Source organism: Sinobaca sp. SA16-1 (assembly GCF_059510515.1).
In genome coordinates this window covers 133,664-151,315 of sequence record NZ_JCAKFL010000004.1, presented here as the reverse complement: position 1 = coordinate 151,315, position 17,652 = coordinate 133,664, and the positions used below count along the sequence as shown (strand labels likewise).

The window sequence follows — 17,652 nt, the reverse complement described above, 5'->3', positions numbered from 1 at the left end:
AAAAAAGGAGTGGAAACAATGGGAAGAAGAATTATGCTGTTAGTACTTACTAATATTTTAGTTATAACAACGATTACTATCGTTATAGGCATCCTGGGCTTATTCGGTATTAATATCGGAGGCATGACAAGCCCGGACGGCAGCATGAACTTTGGTGCGCTGCTGCTGTTTAGTGCGGCATTTGGTTTTGGGGGCGCCTTAATATCCTTAGCGATGTCACGCTGGATGGCCAAAAAAACAATGGGTGTAAAAGTAATCAAGCCGGACCAGCCTCAATCACAGGCTGAAAAGCAGGTGCTTGATACTGTTCATACGATGGCAAGAAATGCAGGGCTTACTCACATGCCGGAGGTTGGTATTTACAACTCCAAGGAAGTGAATGCTTTTGCCACAGGCCCTACTAAAAAACGTTCTCTGGTAGCTGTATCCAGCGGACTGCTTCAGACGATGGATAAAACGGCTGTTGAAGGTGTTATTGCCCATGAAGTGGCTCACGTTGCCAACGGTGATATGGTCACCATGACGCTTTTACAGGGGGTAGTAAACACATTCGTGATTTTCTTTGCCCGTATTGTGGCCACTGTTGTATCCAACTTTGTAAAAGACAGTACACTGCGGATGTTCGTACGCTTCGGAGCCATTATCGTGTTTCAGATTTTATTTTCCATCCTGGGAAGCATTGTTGTTATGGCTTTCTCCAGGTACCGGGAATATCACGCAGACCGCGGCGGAGCCGATTTGGCAGGGCGGGACAAAATGACCCACGCCCTGCAGTCCTTAAAGCAGTACTCCGAGCGGATTGATGACAGCCACGGATCAGTGCAGACGCTGAAAATTAATGGCAAGACTTCGATGGCGATGCTTTTTTCTTCTCATCCGCCTCTTGAAGAAAGAATTAGAAGACTGCAGGAAAGATAAACTAAAACGAGCTCGCTTTACCGTGGGCTCGTTTTTTACTGCATTCATTTAAAAGTCTTTATTTATTCACAGCCATTTCGACCCGTTTCTGTTATAAAGAAAGAGAGACTAATTTAAGGAGAGATTGCATGAAATATATAGGAACAGCCTTTGCGGCTTTTGCTTTGTTATGGTTTCCGGCTTCAGCTGAGGCCCATACGTACATGGAAGAATCAACACCGGAAGATGGAGAAACAATCGAAGAAGATATGAACGAAGTCCATGTTACTTTCGATTCTCCCATACAGGATTACAACATAGCTGATCTTTATGATGAAGAAGGCGAACCAGTTTTAGGGGATGTCACGCATGAACCGATAGATGAGGTTGTGTTTACTGCGGACGATCCGCTCCCAAACGGTGACTACACGTTTGAATTTGAAATCATCAGTGAAGACGGCCACCTTATAGAAGATACTATTGCCTTTACGGTTAATCAGGAAGAAGATGCCGCTGCCGCTCAGGAAGAACAGGAAAATGCAGAAGAAGCTGCTCCGGAAGCGGAAGAAACAGATACTGCCGGTGCAGCAGAGGAAGAAGAAGGAAATGGTAATACACTCATACTGGCAGGCACTGTGATCCTTCTTGTCCTTGTAGCCGGTGCTTTATTCTTTCTTATCAGGAGAAAAAAATAAGTGCTTATTGCGATCAGCAACGGGCTTTTATATGCTGCACTTGGAATTCTGATGGGGACCGCTCTGCTGAATATGATTCCAAAAACGAACCGTCCGGAGCTGCACGTACCATTTCCGCTCGTGCTGGGAAGCGCTCTGCTGCTTCCTGTCTTATCGTTTCCTTCGCTGCTGGACATTGCCCGCTCTATATCAGCGGGGCGTGACCGTATGCTCTCCGAAGCTCTGGAGATGGTTGTGTTTTCGTTCCAAATTGGAACTGCGTGGATATCATTAACGATAGCTTCCATAGCGCTTGCAGTATTGATTGCGTTATTTTACAGAAAAGCAGAGGCGCATTGGAGTATTTACCTGGCCTCTATGGCTATTTTAGCAGCCATTATAGGCTTTCAGGCCAGTGTGGGGCATGCAGCTTCAGCGAGCAGTCTAATCGGATTTACTACCCATACGATGCATTACCTGGCAGTCAGTGTGTGGATCGGAACACTGTTTATCGTCAGCTGGTTTTCCAAAAGCTATGTAAATTGGGAAGGGTTTTTGGAATGGTTTACGCTTATTGCAGTTGGGTGTGTTGTGCTGCTTACGATGTCCGGTCTGATTATGTCCCAGCTTATTACGGAGTCAATTACCGGCTCCTGGGTGCTTAGCTACGGTCAGGCGCTTTTGTTAAAACATCTGCTGTTTGCGGTTATTTTGCTTTTTGCCGTTTTTAATGCGTTTTTCATTAGAGGACGCTTAAAGAAGGATGCTTCGTTCAGCCCGAGACCCTGGCTTAGGGCCGAAAGTGCTGTGGCGTTAAGCATACTTGCTGTAACAGGATTTATGACAGAGCAGGAAACCCCGCAGCGAATTGAAAGGCTGCTGCGTTCGGAAGGTCCGTCCCCGCTCTATGCGCTGTTATTTGACAGCGGTCCAGCCGGTCCGTCCACTCCTGTCTTTTCTTTTCACGGTCCCGGTTTTGTATTGATTTTAATCGGTGTCCTGTTTGCCTGGCTGACGTATTATTCCATCAAAAAAGAAATGTCCGCCTGGGTTGTTTTTGGTATCTCGTTCTTTTTTGCCATCAGTATGTTTTTGGGACTGATCAGTATGATCGGTCTGGAAGCGACAGCTGCTGCCGGCATGTTTTAAAAAACAGGACTTTATAGGTGACGCATCTATTCTTTCGGTTTCCGAAAAAATAGATGCGTCATTTTCTATTTTGCGATAGGCTTGTAGAGTAGAAAAAGGGACGGGAGAGAAAAAAAGATGAGAGAAAATCAACAGGCAGCGGGGGTGGCTTTTGCCGGACTGGCCTATGTGCTTTGGGGATTTCTGCCCCTGTACTGGAAAATGCTCGGCGGTGTTCCGGCAGGTGAGGTGCTTGCCCACCGAATTGTCTGGTCCCTGATTTTCATGGGAGCTGTTCTGCTGGTGCTAAAAAAGATCCAGCCGGTCGGAAGTGAAATCATTCGTGTATTAAAAAATAAAAAATCAGCGGCAGCCATAACAGCAGCGGCCGTTTTAATAAGCATTAACTGGTTTCTGTTTATTTTTGCGGTGAACAGTGACAGGGTTATTGAAGCGAGCCTTGGCTACTATATCAATCCGTTGTTCAATGTTGTACTTGCTACCGTCTTTTTAAAAGAAAGACTGACCAGGGCAGAGGGACTGGCTTTTTTTCTGGCAGTCGGAGGTGTCATCACGCTGACGTTTTACTATGGTTATTTCCCATGGGCGGCGATTGGCCTGGCACTGAGCTTTGGGCTTTATGGACTGATTAAAAAAACAACCCCGCTCAGTGCGTGGGCCGGATTAACAGTCGAAACAATGATTATGGTGCCTTTTGCACTGCTGTTTCTATTTGCCGTGCAGGGAAATACAGGCAGCGTATTTCGTTTTTCGTGGGAAGACCATGCCCTGCTGATTGGAGCCGGAGCTGCTACAGCAGTGCCTTTGCTTTTATTTGCTGCAAGCAGCAAGCGTATTTCCTTTTCGCTCATTGGATTTCTGCAGTATTTTGCGCCCACGATTATGCTCCTGCTGGGTGTATTTCTGTTTAATGAGCCATTCAGCCTGCAGCAGCTGGCAGCTTTTATTATTGTCTGGATTGGTTTAATTATCTTCACGGTTTCCAGATCCAGAACCTCTTGGAAAGCAAGAAAATGGAGAACGTTTGAAAAGCCGGAATGAATCGTGAACATTTTATGTTTTTCCTGCTGAAACAGAGGGTGAGACTTTACTTTTTCTGCAAGTCGTAGCACAATACTAACGGTAGGTATTTATGTGAACCAATAATACGGCTGTTCAGATAAAAGGGGGCAGTAAAGCAGACAGCAGGAGCATGACGGCATAACTAATTGTATAAATAATGCTTTTTCATACCAAATGAAAAAAAGCATAAAAAATTCAACAAAGCGGATATACTCTTACATATTAGAAACCGTGAATTTTTTATGTCGATTTTGTGTTGAATTTGAAACACAAAATTGAGGTTTGTATGACAGTCTTTGAAAAGTGAACAAAAGAAAGCATAAATTTGCTACCATGGACAGAGCAGAATGTAATTCTGGCAGGGTATTACTATTACTAGGAAGGAGTGTTGGGTAAGGTGGGAAAATTTATAAGCCGGGCAAAGCGGACGCTGATGCTGCCTGCATTTGCTCTTGTTATATTCTTAAGCGGCTGTGCGGATTTAGTCGTTCTTGATCCACAGGGGCCGGTAGCAGAGAGTCAAGCAGAACTTATCACATTTTCTATCATTATGATGCTGGGAATCGTAGCTGTTGTATTCGTACTTTTCACATATATGCTTGTGAAGTTCAGATATCGTCCTGAAAAGGAAGGCAACGACAATTATGATCCAACTCATCACGGCAACAACAAGCTTGAAGTAATTTGGACGGTTATTCCTCTTATTATTGTAACGGTACTGTCTATCCCTACCGTAACAACGATTTATGAATTGGAGGAGCCGCCGGAAGTATCTGCGGACACTGAGCCGTTGGTTGTTCATGCAACAACTTCAAACTTTAAGTGGTTTTTCAGTTATCCTGAAGAAAATATCGAAACGGTTAACTATTTACACATACCAACAGACCGGGCTATCGAATTCAGGCTTTCTTCAGCCGATTCCATGACGGCTCTCTGGATTCCTGCACTGGGCGGTCAGAAGTACAACATGGCCGGTATGGAAAACACATTGTATCTGCAGGCTGATAACGAAGGCGAATATGCAGGACGCAATGCCAACTTCAATGGATCCGGTTTCTCCGGTCACACGTTTGAAGTTATCGCACAAAACGAAGACGATTATAATGCGTGGGTTGCCGAAACGCAGGAGTCAGCTCCTGAGCTTACAGAAGATGAGTATATAGCTATGCTTACTCCTGGGCTGAGTGAAAACAATGAATTTTCATCAACGCATTTAGATTTTGTCGATCATGGAACAAATGAGGGCCGTGATTACATTATTGATCACCATGGTGGAGAGCTCGGAGAGAAGCTTTACCTTCAAGGCGGTCGTGACATATGGGAAGATTAGCACGTTTTAATAGAAAGCAGGTGAGATAATTTGGAGGCGTTTATAGACTTTTTGTTTGGTGAATTTATCGTAACAGGAGATCCGCTTATATATGGCGCAATGGTCTCTATTGCGCTTGGTTCTATAACGGTTGTAGCTGTACTCACCTACTTCAAGGCATGGGGATGGCTCTGGAGAGAGTATATAACTTCTGTTGATCATAAAAAGATAGGTATTATGTATATCATCGCAGCAATTGTCATGTTTGTCCGCGGCGGTATCGATGCAATGATGATGCGGGTACAGACCTCGCTGCCGGGAATGACCTTCCTGGATTCACAGCATTACAATGAAATTTTTACAACACACGGAACAATCATGATTATCTTCATGGCCATGCCGTTTCTAATTGGCTTAATGAACTTTGCCATACCGCTTCAAATCGGAGCGCGTGACGTAGCATTTCCGTTCTTTAACAACTTGAGCTTCTGGTCCTTTGCTTTTGGACTTGCTCTCTTTAATATTTCCTTTATTATCGGGGGATCGCCGGACGCAGGTTGGACAAACTACGCTCCGATGGCCGGGGCCGAATTAAACCCCGGACCGGCAATCAACTATTATCTTCTGGGACTCCAGCTCTCCGGTATTGGTACGCTGGGAACCGGTATTAACTTTATTGTTACAATTCTGAAGATGAGGGCTCCGGGAATTACGATGATGAGGCTGCCAATTTTTACATGGTCGACGCTTATTACATCTCTTATCATTGTATTTGCTTTCCCAATTCTTACTGTAGCACTTGCTTTAATGACGCTCGACCGAATATTCGACGCCAAACTCTTTACGCTTGCCGGCGAAGGGATGCCGATGATGTGGGCAAACCTTTTCTGGCTTTGGGGACACCCGGAAGTATATATCGTTATTCTCCCGGCGTTTGGTATTTTCTCAGAAGTTATTTCTACTTTTGCAAGAAAACAGCTGTTTGGTTACAAAGCGATGGTTTACGCAATGGTTATTATCGCACTCTTAAGCTTCCTCGTATGGGTTCACCATTTCTTTACAATGGGTGCCGGCGGCGGAGTAAACTCCTTCTTCTCGATTACGACAATGCTTATTGCCGTACCGACCGGGGTTAAGATATTCAACTGGCTCGGCACGATGTATCGAGGCAGGATAACGTTTGAAACACCGATGCTGTGGGCGCTTGCATTTATTCCCAACTTCGTTATCGGCGGGGTAACAGGGGTAATGCTTGCAATGGCCGCAGCCGACTACCAGTATCACAATACGTACTTCCTCGTAGCTCATTTTCATTATGTGCTTATCGCGGGTACTGTATTTGGATGTTTCTCCGGTTTAATCTTCTGGTATCCAAAAATGTTTGGACACAAGCTTAACGAAAAACTTGGAAAAATATTCTTCTGGTTGTTTATGATTGGCTTTAACGTTTGTTTCCTTCCAATGTACTTCCTTGGATTCGCAGGAATGCCAAGACGGACATATACGATTGAACCCGAATGGATGCCGCTCAGCTTAACAGCCACAGCGGGCGCCTTTATGATGGCAGCCGGATTTGCTGTATTTGTTTACAGCATCTACTACAGCTTCCGTTATGCCGAGCGTGAAACAAAAGGCGACTCATGGGGAGAAGGAAGAACACTGGACTGGGCTACTGCTACACCAATTCCATTCTATAACTTCGCTACTCTTCCTGAGTTTGACAGTAAAGACGCATATGTAGGAATGAAAGATAAAGGCGAAACGACCTATGACAAATCAAAAGTGGAAGAAATACACATGCCAAGCAACTCCGGCCTTCCATTCTTCATGATGTTCGGCCTGTTTATCGCAAGTTTCGGCCTTGTATGGGAATGGTTCTGGATGGCAATTCCAGGTTTGATTTTTACCCTTGTTATTATGGGTATCCGCTCGTTTGATTACAATGAAGGGTTCCATGTCTCTACAAAAGAAATACACGAAATAGAGCAGGCAGCCAGAGGGGAGGATAGCAAATAATGAGTGCACATACGGAAGCAACAACAGGACCAATGGAATACCGCACACAAGAAGGACGTATGAATATCCTTGGTTTTTGGATATTTCTAGGCGCAGAGATTGCATTATTTGCTACCATTTTCGCCACCTATGCTGTTATGATAGGCAGGACGGCGGATGCTCCGCCTCCCCACGAACTGTTTGAACTGCCTATTACTTTGTTAATGACGTTTCTTCTTTTAACAAGTAGTTTTACCTGCGGAATCGCCATCAATGAAATGCGCCGGGGATCGAAGAACGGCCTTCTCATCTGGATGGGATTGACGCTTGTATTAGGTCTTGGATTCCTCGGACTGGAAATTTATGAGTTTAATCACCTGGTACATGAAGGTGCATCGATCAGCTCAGCAGCATACTGGTCTGCATTCTTTACTCTGACCGGTACACACGGGCTTCACGTGACGCTTGGCCTCGGCTGGGGTGTCCTCTTATTAATCCAACTCTACCAAAGAGGTATTACGCCGCGGACAGCAAGTAAATTCTTTATATTCGGCTTGTATTGGCACTTCTTAGATGTTGTGTGGATATTCGTATATACAGTCGTTTATTTATTAGGGATGGTGGCTTAAATGAGTTCACATAGTGAATCGCGTTTCCCTATAAAACATTTAATTGGATACCTTGCCTCGATTGTGCTTACCGGCGCAGCGGCTTGGATTGCTCTTGGCACAGGACTTCCAATGGGATGGATCGTTACTGGTATTATGGCACTTGCCATTATCCAGGCAGGCATTCAGCTGTTTATGTTTATGCATATTACCGAAACAGACAGCGGAGGCATTCAGCTTGGTAATATGATTTACGCTTTTGGTATTGCAGGTATTATTGTTTTAGGCTCGATCTGGGTTATGTCGTTTGGTTATCACGACCACGGCACAGATGGCGGCGGTTCAGAAACAGAAGAACACAATGGCGATCATTAAATAGTAAAAGGAAGCTTATCGACAGCGATAAGCTTCCTTTTTTTGTTCTATTCTTGAAGTTTGTATAAACAAAGCCGGAAATACTGCCAATACAGACAGTAAACCGGCTTTTACTATGTCGAAGTTTTATTTAGAGTTGTTGTTTACCTCAGAGCGGAGAAAAGGGACGCGGCGTGAGCGCTCCAGCTGTTTGAAATAGCTGATCATAATATAGATAATGGCTACGTTCGTGATAAGCAGGCTGCCGTAGAATGCAATAATGGAAGTCGGTGCATTAAGCACAGTAATTGGTGTGAAATGACTTAGAAAATAGTCCCACATGCCTAAAGCAAGAGCTGACTGAAGAACAACGAGAAACCATTTTTTGCGGCGGGCAAAGAAAAATGGGACAAGTGTGGCAAAAACCATAAATACGAGCAATACATCCATTACAAGCACCTCTTTTTATAATTTTCAGATTAGTAAGCGTTTTCATATTTTCTATAAATTTAGTATACCAAATTATTCACAGAAATGACATAAAAAAAAGAAATAGTTTGAACTTTTTTTGAACAAACTATTTCGTATGTTGACATAACCGGTGAACGAGTGCTCAGCGGAGCACACTGCCTCCGGATATTTTCACTGATTCACCAACTATATTATAGGCAGCGTTCGTCAATAAGAAGGCAATCGTATTTGCTACATCCTTCGAACGAGTGAGGGAACCGGATGGAATGCCGGCTTTAGCTATTTCCAGCTGTTCTTCATAGCTTCGGCCTTCCCGCCTGCCTTTATTGGCGATAGCTGTCTCACCCATTTCGGTATCAACATAGCCTGGACAGACTGCGTTCACTCTAATGCCATAAGGGATTGCTTCGAGCGCCATGGAATGGGTAAATCCAATAAGCGCAAACTTGGAACCAGCATAAGCAGTGTTGCCGGTTGTTCCCCGGAGTCCGGATAAAGAAGAAACGTTTACGATCGCTCCCCGGCCAAGCGTTTTCATGCCTTCATATACGAGCTGGCTCAATAGTACAGCCGAGGTGAAATTAATATGCATGATGGATTCCATCTCTTCCTGCTTTAACTGCTCGACCGTGCTTCCTCCTATAATACCTGCTGAGTTCACAAGCAGGCTGATCGTTCCATTTTCCGCAGCCGCCTTTGCTGCTAAAGAAGCTCTTTCCTCACTGTTGCCGATGTCTGCAGGAATTACTGCTACAGAAGCGTCCGGATTGGTTTGTTTAATTTGCTGCTGCAATGCTTCCAGCTTTTCCTGCCGGCGTCCGGTAATTGTAACGGCTGCTCCCATTTTGGCAAGCGTAATAGCCGTGTCGTATCCAATGCCGCCGGTAGCACCGGTAATTAGGGCATGTTCTCCTTGTAAAGCATCTGCTGCATAAATAGTCATTGATTATCTCTCCCTTTCTCAGCTGTTTTTAATCAGTACCCTTCACGAAAAAAACAAAACAGCTCTGCATATTTCTTCCAGGATAAGGGTACATGTCAATTACTCAGAGAAAAAGGCGGGATAATATGGCAGAACTTAAAGCACTGGTATTAAATGGGTCATTGAAAAAAAGCGGTGACGAAGAATCCAATACGGAAGCTTTAACAAACGAAGTGCTGAAACTGTTGGAAAAAGAGGGAGTTTCCACAGAAACGGTAAGGCTTGCTGATTATCACATTCCTTATGGTATTAGTGAGGATCTGGGAGAAGGAGACGACTGGCCGGCTGTTTTTGAAAAAGTAAAACAGGCAGATATCCTGATTATCGGCACACCTCTTTGGATAGGGGAGAAAAGCAGTATCACGACGCTTGCCATGGAAAGGCTGTATGGCGGAACCGGTGTGACAAATGAAAAAGGTCAGTCCGTTTATTACAATAAAGTAGGCGGCGTTGTTATTACCGGCAACGAAGACGGTGCCAAACATGCAGCTGCCTCGGTGCTGTACGGGCTTTCCCATATCGGCTTTACCGTACCGCCCAACGTAGACTGCTACTGGGTGGGAGAAGCCGGGCCCGGTCCATCGTTTATTGAAGCCGACGGCATGAGTAATGAGTTTACGAAAGGCCACGTGACGATGCTTGCCTATAACCTGCTTCATATGGCGCGCATTTTACAAAGAAATCCTATTCCTGCAGAAGGCAATGTATAAAAAAGAAACATGCGCGTAAATGCGCATGTTTCTTCAGGCTGTTGAAAAAGACAAAATATAGGTATTTTTATACAAAACCTTTACAGGGGTGCTTTCCGCAGGCCATGCCTCAGCTAAAGAGGGGAAAACGCCTCTTTATCTTCTCCTATGGCTGTTCTGCAGGAGTCACCCCTGTTTATTTTTCTTCTTTTTTTTTAAAAACTTAAAACAACAGGCTGCCAGAAATAAACGAAAGCCACAATGACAATAATCGAAATAATATTGAGCCAGAAACCGGCCTTAATCATGTCGTCAATGGTGATGAAATCCGAGCTGAACACGGCCGCGTTCGGCGGTGTGGAAATAGGCAGCATAAACGCACAAGAGGAGGAAAGCGCCACGATGGCCATGATTCCGTACGGCTCTACGCCGATACCAAGTGCAAGTCCGATGCTGACCGGAATCAACATGTTGGAAACCGCTGTGTTGGACATAATTTCCGTCATAAACAGCACCATCGCTGCCAGGACAACGAGAATGAGCAGATACGGAAGCACCTGCAGGCCGCCCAGGATATCGCCGAACCATTCGGTTAAGTTGGACTCGTCAAAGGCAGCCGCAAGCGATAAACCGCCGCCGAACAGGAGAAGAAGTCCCCATGGCAGCCGTTTCATATCTTCCCATACCATAATCCCGCCGCGCTTTCCTTTATAGCGGCTTGGGATAAGAAACAGGGAGACTGCCGCCATCATCGATATGGTTGTATCGGTCAGGTCAAGAAAGGGGATGAATCCTCCGAAAATCCAGAGAAAAGCGGTCATCGAAAAGATGATTAGAATCACTTTTTCCTGATAACTCATCGGCCCAAGCTCTTTCAGCTGATCCTGGGCGAAGTTCTCAGAAATACTGCCTGTATTCGGCACAGAGAATTTAATTTTTGTCATATAAAAGTACAACGTAATCATCATAATGACGGTAATCGGAAACCCGAAAATAAACCAGTCAAAAAAGGTAATCGTCTGGTCGAGCTGCTGGTTGGCGATTCCGACAAACACGGCGTTTGGAACGGAACCGATAAGCGTTGCCAGGCCGCCGATGGAAGCTGCATACGCGACGGTTAACAGCAGGCCTTTCGCAAAGGACTTCAAGTCTTTTTCGTTAAAGAATTCTTTGTCTTTTGCTTCTGTAATTAATGCCAGCGCGATGGGAAGCATCATGAGTGCAGTGGCGGCATTGGAGATCCACATTGATAGAAACGCCGTGGCAATCCCGACACCCAGCACAATCCGGCTGCTGGTTGTTCCTAAAAGCAGAAGAATAAACATGGCAATGCGCTTATGTAAATCCCATTTTTCAATGGCAAGCGCAATGGTAAACCCGCCCATATACATAAACACAATCGGATCGGCGTAGGCCATGGTTGCGGTGCTTTCTTCTGCTCCTCCCGTAAGCGGTAACAAAAATATCGGCATTAAGGACGTTGCGGGAATAGGCATGGCTTCTGTAATCCACCATGTGGCTACCCAGGCGGTGACAGCAAGCACGGCACGCGGTGCATCTTCAAGACCGGTCAGGGCCGGAAAAAAATAAATGAGGGCAAAAAATAACGGGCCCAGAATGATCCCAATTCGATGGCGGTTCCAAGACATGCTCTTCACATCCTTTCAGATTATACTTATGATAGTACCCGACTCTTTTTTATTTGTCATTATCATTCAAAAGAAAGCGATAAAAAGATAGAAAGAAAAAATCGTGATATAATAAGACACACGACAAAAGGAGGATTGAGCATTGTGAAAACATACCTTGCTCTTGCAGAAAGCGTCCGAATGATAAACAAAGGAACGCACTCGATCCTTATTGATTACGACGACACATTGGAATTTATTGGAAAAGGAAGAAGCGCTTATGTTTTTAAAATAAAAGGAACAGAAGTAGTATTGAAAATGTTTTTTCCGGACTTTGCAGCGGTAGCTAAAGAAGAAGCCCTCATCTATCAGGCTCTTGGAGGACTGGAATATTATCCAAATTTGTATGAGGCAGGGGAGAATTATCTGGTTATCGACTATGTGAAAGGAAGTACACTTTTTCAATGCCTGCAAAGAGGCATGCCGATAACGGAAAACTATTTGAAAGAAGTCGACCGGGCTCTGCAGTTCGCCAGAGACAGAGGTCTAAATCCGTCGGACATTCACCTGCGTAATATTCTTATCACCGATACAGGAGATATTAAAATTATTGACGTGGCCCGCTACCGCCAGCAGAAAGACTGCACACAGTGGGATGACTTAAAAAATGCTTTTTATGTATATTATACGAGAAAGTATTTTCCTAAGAAAATGCCGCTCGTTTTGTTAAATACCGTGGCTGCTTTATATAAACGAAAAATGCTTCCCCATTATGGAGGGCATTAATAAACACTGGATCTGCAAAGGCAGTCCAGTGTTTTTTTTATTTTTACCAGCTTGATTTTTTTACCCCGGGAATCTGTCCCTTATGAGCCAGGTCCCGGAAGGCGATTCGGGACATATTGAACTTTCTCATGTATCCCCGTGGACGACCGGTCACCCCGCAGCGGCTGTTGGAACGGGTAGGGGAAGAGTCTCTTGGCAGCCGGCGGAGCGCTTCCAGGTCCCCTGTTTCTTTTAGTTTCCGACGGATATCAGCATATTTTATAATGAGTGCTTCCCGCTTTTGCTGTTTGACGACTTTTGATTTTTTAGCCATTTTTTTCTCTCCTTTATAAAACGTAATGATTACGATTTATAAAATATATCATGCCTTTTTCTCCTTTGCAAGGATACGGCTTGATTTATTTTTTTATGAAAGCGTTATATACTGCAGGAGAAACAGAAAATTTAGAGGAGGGTCCAGCATGCCAGAAAAAAAGCAGGGCACAAATTATACGGCAGCATATCCAGGGAAGTGGGAGGATCTGAAGGACTATAAAATTGAAGGCAGAGTCAAAACGAGGGGCAAGCTGTTCTTAAATGAACTGCTCGGCCTCACAAGCATGGAAGCCTCCCTGAGTTCTTTTCCACCGCATACATCTATTCCGTTTCATCATAAGCACATAGAGAACGAAGAGCTTTATATTTTCGTGAAAGGAAGCGGGCAGTTTCAGGTGGATGATGAGATATTTGATATCGAAGAAGGAACGGTTGTCCGTGTAGCACCAGAGGGAGCCCGGACGCTTCGCAACAATTCCGATGAAGTGCTGTATTATATCTGTGTCCAGGCCAAAGACCATACATTGAATCAAAAAACAAATGACGACGGTGTTCTTGTAGAAAAGCCGGTCGAATGGGAGTAATGTTTTAATTTCTCCGGAAAAGGTAAAAAGAAAGCAAAGGAGAGATACGACATGGATGTAAAAAAAGGAAACAATGAATTTTACGTAGAAGACCAGCAGGGAACCAAGGCTGCCGGGATTACTTATTTTGAACAAAAAGATGGCGAAATAGTGATTGAACACACGGAAGTAGCGGAAGATTTAAGAGGACAGAATATTGGCTACCAGCTTGTCCAGCACGTAGTGGAAAAGGCCCGGGCGGAAAATAAGAAAATTATTTCCCAATGCTCCTATGCAGAAAAGCAGCTGAAGGATAATGATGAATTTCACGATGTAATAGCATAAAATCAAGCTGTTGATTCGTAAATAAAACCCCGGAGACTAAAGTGTCTCCGGGGTTTCATTTTATTAAAAGGTCTTTTTATACCAGGCTTTGGCGGCTTCGACTTCTTCGAGAGTCAGCTGATGACCGGCCTGGCTCCAGTATTCTTCTACTGCAGCTCCCGAATCGGAAAGGGTTCGGCTGAGCTCTTTAGTTTCTTCCGGTGTGCAGATCGGGTCGTTTTCTCCGGCTCCTATAAAAACAGGCGTGCCGTTTAAATCAGGAAGCTCTATGCCGCGTCTTGGCACCATTGGATGATGAAGAGATGCGCCTTTAAGAGAATCTTTATAGTGATAAAGAAGGCTGGCCGCGATATTGGCGCCGTTGGAGTAGCCTACGGCAATCACATTGCTGCGGTCAAATTCATATTTCTCCGCGCTTTCATTAATAAAGTCGTTTAGTTCTCCGGTGCGGAATACTAAATCTTCTTCATCAAATACGCCTTCTGCCAGGCGGCGGAAAAAGCGGGGCATGCCATTTTCGGATACATTTCCGCGGACGCTCAGGATAGAAGCCTGGTCATCGATCAGTTTGGCCAGCTCAAGCAGGTCTTCTTCTGTGCCGCCTGTACCGTGAAGCAAAAGGAGTACCGGGGCGTTTTTTTTACTGGACTGCTTAAAAATATGTTTCATATAGTATTCCACCTTTGTATTGTAATTATTCTTTCGGGCAGCGCGTGTTACGTTTCCGGTGTATAATCGAGCGGCTTTATTTTTGCTTCAATTTCTGCACGTTTAGGCTCAAGATATGGTGGAAGCGCAAGCGTTTCACCAAGGTGGTCAATGTCCTCATCACCTTCAAATCCGGGGCCATCCGTAGCAATTTCAAATAATATACCATTTGGTTCCCTGAAGTATAAAGAACGGAAGTAAAAGCGTTCCACGAAACCGGAATTAGGAAGCCCGGCATCGGTCACATGCTGAATCCATTTTTCCAGCTCCTCTTTGTCTTCTACACGAAAAGCAACGTGGTGTACGCCGCCGCGTCCCTGTCTTTCAAAAGGAAGATCAGGTCGCGGTTCCAGATGAATTTCCGCTCCGCTTCCGCCTTCTCCCGTTTCAAATACTTCAATATCCGGCTGACCTTCCACTTCTGCAGCGTAGCTTCCTTTGCGGCGGAATCCCATCACGTCTGTAAGAATGCCAGCTGTCGGTGCCGGATTTTTCACCGTTAATCGAATCGGGCCGAGTCCTGTCACACCATGCTCCACCGGTACAGGGGCACGGTCCCATGGGACGCCCCCGGGTACACCTGTATTGTTCTCATCGGAAACAAGAAACAGGCGCTGGCCTTCAGGATCCTGAAACGCAAGCGTGCGGCGTCCGGCACGTTCGACGATGTTGTCATGGCCGACGCCCATTTTGTCAAAACGGGCTTTCCAGAAATCAAGCGCTTTGTCGTCTGCAACACGCAGGGACGTACCGGAAATACTGCTCGCTCCGGGCTGGTTTGGAGCGGCCATCGGAATTTCAAAAAAGGTAAGCTCTGTACCGGGATTTCCTTTTTCATCTCCGTAAAAAAGGTGGTAAACGGAAGTATCATCCTGGTTTACCGTTTTTTTAACAAGGCGGAGCCCCATTACTTTTGTGTAAAAATCGAGATTGTGTTTTGCGTTTGCTGTCAGGGCAGAGAGGTGATGAATACCTTTAATGTTCATTGGTTTTCCTCCTTATGGGAAACAGGGTTTTTTTGGATTTTTTTTAATAGATGCAACAGCTGCTGCTGTTCTTGTTCGGAAAGAACCTGAAACTGCATAGCCTGAAATTGTTCCTGGTCGGGCACGCTCCGCTTATAAAGGGCGTTTCCTGCCTGCGTAAGAGTAATGGTTTTTGTACGCCACTTCTGCTCACGCTGAATGTATCCCATATCCTCCATTTTCCGGAGCATATGCGTGATGTTTCCTTTGGTTACAAAAAGCTTTTCTGCCAGCTCCTGCTGCGAAAGGGGCTGGTGGGCTCCCACCTGGGCAAGAACATCAAACTGGGAGGTTGTCAGCCCATAACTTTTTAAATAAGTATTGGAGCGGTACACGCTTTCGTTGTAAAAGCGGGAAAGTCGAAACCAGAGGAGCAGGCCCAGCTGTTTCTGTTTTTTTGTTAATTTTTTCTGTATGCTCATTTATGGGCTCCCCCTTCTTTACCCTCATCAGTTTAATATTAAACTGATGAAAAAGCAAACATTTTGTTTTCTATTGTACGTTTGCTGCAAATCCCTGCAGGGAACGAGTGGATAGATGATAAAGGAAGGTATATTATTATGAAAAAATTCAGTTTGGCGGCATTTTCATCAGTAAGCGCTCTTCTATTGGCTGCCTGTGGCGGCACAGAGGAAGATACAGAAGCTCCGGGGGACGATCAGAACGAAGAAACCCAGGAAGAAACTGCCCAGGATGACAACGGAGGCAGCTGGCATGAAGATCTTGAGATCGGTGAATACGATCTTGACGCAGACTACGGGGACGGTCAGTATGAAGTCGATTATGACTACAATGGCGGCAGCCCCGAGGCTGAAATAGAAGATTCCCGGGACGGGGAAAGTACGACAATAGAAGGTGAAGAAGCATTAAATGAACTTGAAAATATTCTTCCTTCCATGAACGTTACCGCCGATTCCGCTGAAGGTGAACTGCTCGATGAATCAATGCAGGCCTTTGAGTTGGAAGAGGACTATGAAGACATCGATATAGATGTAGAATTTAAAAACGACGATGAGCTGGAAGCAGAAGACGAACAAGACAATTAAGAAAAACAATTTGGCCATTCTAAAAAGAATGGCTTTTTTATTTGGCAGGCAGCCGCGGTCTGACGTACACTGAAAAGGCATAAAGGCGGTGGGTACATATGAAAGCATATATCTTTTTAATCATTACTGTTATTATTTTCACCGGCAATATACTGGTCGGTAAAGCATTGGAGGATATTCCGCCGTTTACCATCGCATTTCTCCGCGTGGGGATTGCACTGGCCGTCATTCTCCCCATTGGCTGGAAACAGGCGGTCCGTCACCGGGAAGTATTCCGGTCTGAGTGGAAGCCGCTTCTCGGCCTGGCTTTAACAGGAGTAGCTTTTTTTAATGCCTTTATTTATTTATCGTTAAAATACACAAGCGCATCCAATGTAGCGATTCTGGAGTCTTCTATTCCTGTTGTGACGATTGTGGCGAGTTTCTTTTTGTTTCGGGAACGGCTGAAGGGATACCAATGGGCGGGCGTTGTCCTTTCCCTAGGAGGAGCATTCTGGGTCATTACCAACGGGTCTGCTGAAGTGATCAGGAACCTGTCGTTTAACCAGGGGGATGTTATTATGCTGGCGGCAGTTGCTGCCTGGGTGATTTATTCGTTTCTCGTGAAAACGCATATGCACAAGTTTCCGGCCTACGGAAGCCTGCTCGTCATGCTTGCGGCGGCTGCCCTGATTCTGCTGCCTTTTGCTGCAGTCGAAACCATTCTTTATGGACCGCCTCCTATTGCCGGGTATCAGGATATTGCAGGAATTGTTTATTTAGGCATCTTTCCGTCTGTGATTGCACTGCTGCTCTGGAATCGTTCGATTGCAGAGATTGGTGCTTCCCAGTCATCGGTGTTTTTAAATCTGCTGCCTGTGTTTACGATGGCAGGCGCCTACATTTTTCTGGGAGACACGATCACCTGGACGCAGATAGGCGGAGCCGTAGTTGTTATATCCGGTGTTATCCTTACCACCCGGAAGTCAATTGGTTTTCGGCGCAGAAAGCATTATGAATAAAAGTCTGTGACATTTTCTGCCGTCCTTCTTGAAGGGCGGCCTTTC

21 protein-coding genes are annotated in these 17,652 nt (G+C 45.2%); 14 read left to right on the top strand and 7 right to left on the bottom strand.

What is annotated here, in order from left to right; translation table 11 throughout:
- Window positions 1–18 precede the first annotated feature (18 nt).
- The 8 genes from htpX (at window position 19) to qoxD (ending at window position 8,069) form a co-directional block, all read left to right on the top strand.
- Window positions 19–918, top strand: a complete 900-nt coding sequence (htpX, locus tag AC5W2J_RS12585) for a protease HtpX (RefSeq protein ID WP_496059806.1) — start codon at window positions 19–21, stop codon at window positions 916–918.
- Between the two features lie 128 nt (window positions 919–1,046).
- Window positions 1,047–1,592, top strand: a complete 546-nt coding sequence (locus AC5W2J_RS12580) for a copper resistance CopC family protein (RefSeq protein WP_496059805.1) — start codon at window positions 1,047–1,049, stop codon at window positions 1,590–1,592.
- Window positions 1,593–2,720: a copper resistance D family protein gene (locus AC5W2J_RS12575; RefSeq protein ID WP_496059804.1), complete on the top strand. Its 1,128-nt coding sequence runs from the start codon at window positions 1,593–1,595 to the stop codon at window positions 2,718–2,720.
- A 117-nt stretch (window positions 2,721–2,837) separates the two neighbouring features.
- Window positions 2,838–3,761, top strand: coding sequence for an EamA family transporter RarD (gene rarD / locus AC5W2J_RS12570; RefSeq protein ID WP_496059803.1), 924 nt, complete (start codon window positions 2,838–2,840; stop codon window positions 3,759–3,761).
- A gap of 418 nt (window positions 3,762–4,179) precedes the next feature.
- Window positions 4,180–5,112: a cytochrome aa3 quinol oxidase subunit II gene (qoxA, locus tag AC5W2J_RS12565; RefSeq protein WP_496059802.1), complete on the top strand. Its 933-nt coding sequence runs from the start codon at window positions 4,180–4,182 to the stop codon at window positions 5,110–5,112.
- A gap of 42 nt (window positions 5,113–5,154) precedes the next feature.
- Window positions 5,155–7,107, top strand: a complete 1,953-nt coding sequence (gene qoxB, locus AC5W2J_RS12560) for a cytochrome aa3 quinol oxidase subunit I (protein WP_496060089.1) — start codon at window positions 5,155–5,157, stop codon at window positions 7,105–7,107.
- On the top strand, window positions 7,107–7,715 hold the full coding sequence (gene qoxC, locus AC5W2J_RS12555; RefSeq protein WP_496059801.1) for a cytochrome aa3 quinol oxidase subunit III: 609 nt from the start codon (window positions 7,107–7,109) through the stop codon (window positions 7,713–7,715). Before qoxB ends, qoxC begins: the two co-directional genes overlap by 1 nt.
- Entirely contained in the window at window positions 7,716–8,069 is a 354-nt protein-coding gene (gene qoxD, locus AC5W2J_RS12550) for a cytochrome aa3 quinol oxidase subunit IV (protein ID WP_496059800.1), read from the top strand.
- 126 nt (window positions 8,070–8,195) lie between these two features.
- Here qoxD and AC5W2J_RS12545 read toward each other — a convergent pair whose 3' ends face one another.
- Together AC5W2J_RS12545 and AC5W2J_RS12540 are read right to left on the bottom strand one after the other, a co-directional pair.
- Window positions 8,196–8,498: a spore morphogenesis/germination protein YwcE gene (locus AC5W2J_RS12545; RefSeq protein WP_496059799.1), complete on the bottom strand. Its 303-nt coding sequence runs from the start codon at window positions 8,496–8,498 to the stop codon at window positions 8,196–8,198.
- 163 nt (window positions 8,499–8,661) lie between these two features.
- Window positions 8,662–9,462 carry an SDR family NAD(P)-dependent oxidoreductase gene (locus AC5W2J_RS12540; RefSeq protein WP_496059798.1) on the bottom strand — a complete coding sequence of 267 codons (801 nt, stop codon included), beginning with the start codon at window positions 9,460–9,462 and terminating at the stop codon, window positions 8,662–8,664.
- A gap of 125 nt (window positions 9,463–9,587) precedes the next feature.
- Between AC5W2J_RS12540 and AC5W2J_RS12535 the strand changes: the two genes are divergently transcribed.
- Window positions 9,588–10,211, top strand: coding sequence for a flavodoxin family protein (locus AC5W2J_RS12535; protein WP_496059797.1), 624 nt, complete (start codon window positions 9,588–9,590; stop codon window positions 10,209–10,211).
- Window positions 10,212–10,405: 194 nt separating this feature from the next.
- Here AC5W2J_RS12535 and AC5W2J_RS12530 read toward each other — a convergent pair whose 3' ends face one another.
- The gene (locus tag AC5W2J_RS12530; protein ID WP_496059796.1) at window positions 10,406–11,839 is read right to left on the bottom strand and encodes an SLC13 family permease; all 1,434 of its coding nucleotides are present in this window, start codon (window positions 11,837–11,839) and stop codon (window positions 10,406–10,408) included.
- Between the two features lie 144 nt (window positions 11,840–11,983).
- Between AC5W2J_RS12530 and AC5W2J_RS12525 the strand changes: the two genes are divergently transcribed.
- Window positions 11,984–12,604 carry a protein kinase domain-containing protein gene (locus AC5W2J_RS12525; protein ID WP_496059795.1) on the top strand — a complete coding sequence of 207 codons (621 nt, stop codon included), beginning with the start codon at window positions 11,984–11,986 and terminating at the stop codon, window positions 12,602–12,604.
- 43 nt (window positions 12,605–12,647) lie between these two features.
- Here the strand turns inward: AC5W2J_RS12525 and rpsN are convergent, their stop codons facing one another.
- Entirely contained in the window at window positions 12,648–12,917 is a 270-nt protein-coding gene (gene rpsN, locus AC5W2J_RS12520) for a 30S ribosomal protein S14 (protein ID WP_496059794.1), read from the bottom strand.
- A gap of 148 nt (window positions 12,918–13,065) precedes the next feature.
- Here rpsN and AC5W2J_RS12515 point away from each other — a divergent pair, with 148 nt between their 5' ends.
- On the top strand, window positions 13,066–13,503 hold the full coding sequence (locus AC5W2J_RS12515; RefSeq protein ID WP_496059793.1) for a cupin domain-containing protein: 438 nt from the start codon (window positions 13,066–13,068) through the stop codon (window positions 13,501–13,503).
- A gap of 51 nt (window positions 13,504–13,554) precedes the next feature.
- Window positions 13,555–13,827 (top strand): GNAT family N-acetyltransferase, encoded by a 273-nt coding sequence (locus AC5W2J_RS12510; RefSeq protein ID WP_496059792.1) that lies wholly within the window; start codon window positions 13,555–13,557, stop codon window positions 13,825–13,827.
- A 63-nt stretch (window positions 13,828–13,890) separates the two neighbouring features.
- Here the strand turns inward: AC5W2J_RS12510 and AC5W2J_RS12505 are convergent, their stop codons facing one another.
- From AC5W2J_RS12505 to AC5W2J_RS12495, 3 genes are read right to left on the bottom strand one after another with little or no spacing between them, the layout of a single operon-like run.
- On the bottom strand, window positions 13,891–14,496 hold the full coding sequence (locus AC5W2J_RS12505) for an alpha/beta hydrolase (RefSeq protein ID WP_496059791.1): 606 nt from the start codon (window positions 14,494–14,496) through the stop codon (window positions 13,891–13,893).
- Window positions 14,497–14,543: 47 nt separating this feature from the next.
- Window positions 14,544–15,521 (bottom strand): ring-cleaving dioxygenase, encoded by a 978-nt coding sequence (locus AC5W2J_RS12500; protein ID WP_496059790.1) that lies wholly within the window; start codon window positions 15,519–15,521, stop codon window positions 14,544–14,546.
- The gene (locus tag AC5W2J_RS12495) at window positions 15,518–15,982 is read right to left on the bottom strand and encodes a MarR family winged helix-turn-helix transcriptional regulator (protein ID WP_496059789.1); all 465 of its coding nucleotides are present in this window, start codon (window positions 15,980–15,982) and stop codon (window positions 15,518–15,520) included. Before AC5W2J_RS12495 ends, AC5W2J_RS12500 begins: the two co-directional genes overlap by 4 nt.
- Before the next feature lie 138 nt (window positions 15,983–16,120).
- Here AC5W2J_RS12495 and AC5W2J_RS12490 point away from each other — a divergent pair, with 138 nt between their 5' ends.
- Window positions 16,121–16,606, top strand: a complete 486-nt coding sequence (locus AC5W2J_RS12490) for a YusW family protein (RefSeq protein WP_496059788.1) — start codon at window positions 16,121–16,123, stop codon at window positions 16,604–16,606.
- Window positions 16,607–16,704: 98 nt separating this feature from the next.
- Window positions 16,705–17,607 (top strand): DMT family transporter, encoded by a 903-nt coding sequence (locus tag AC5W2J_RS12485; protein WP_496059787.1) that lies wholly within the window; start codon window positions 16,705–16,707, stop codon window positions 17,605–17,607.
- The last annotated feature ends 45 nt before the right edge of the window (window positions 17,608–17,652 follow it).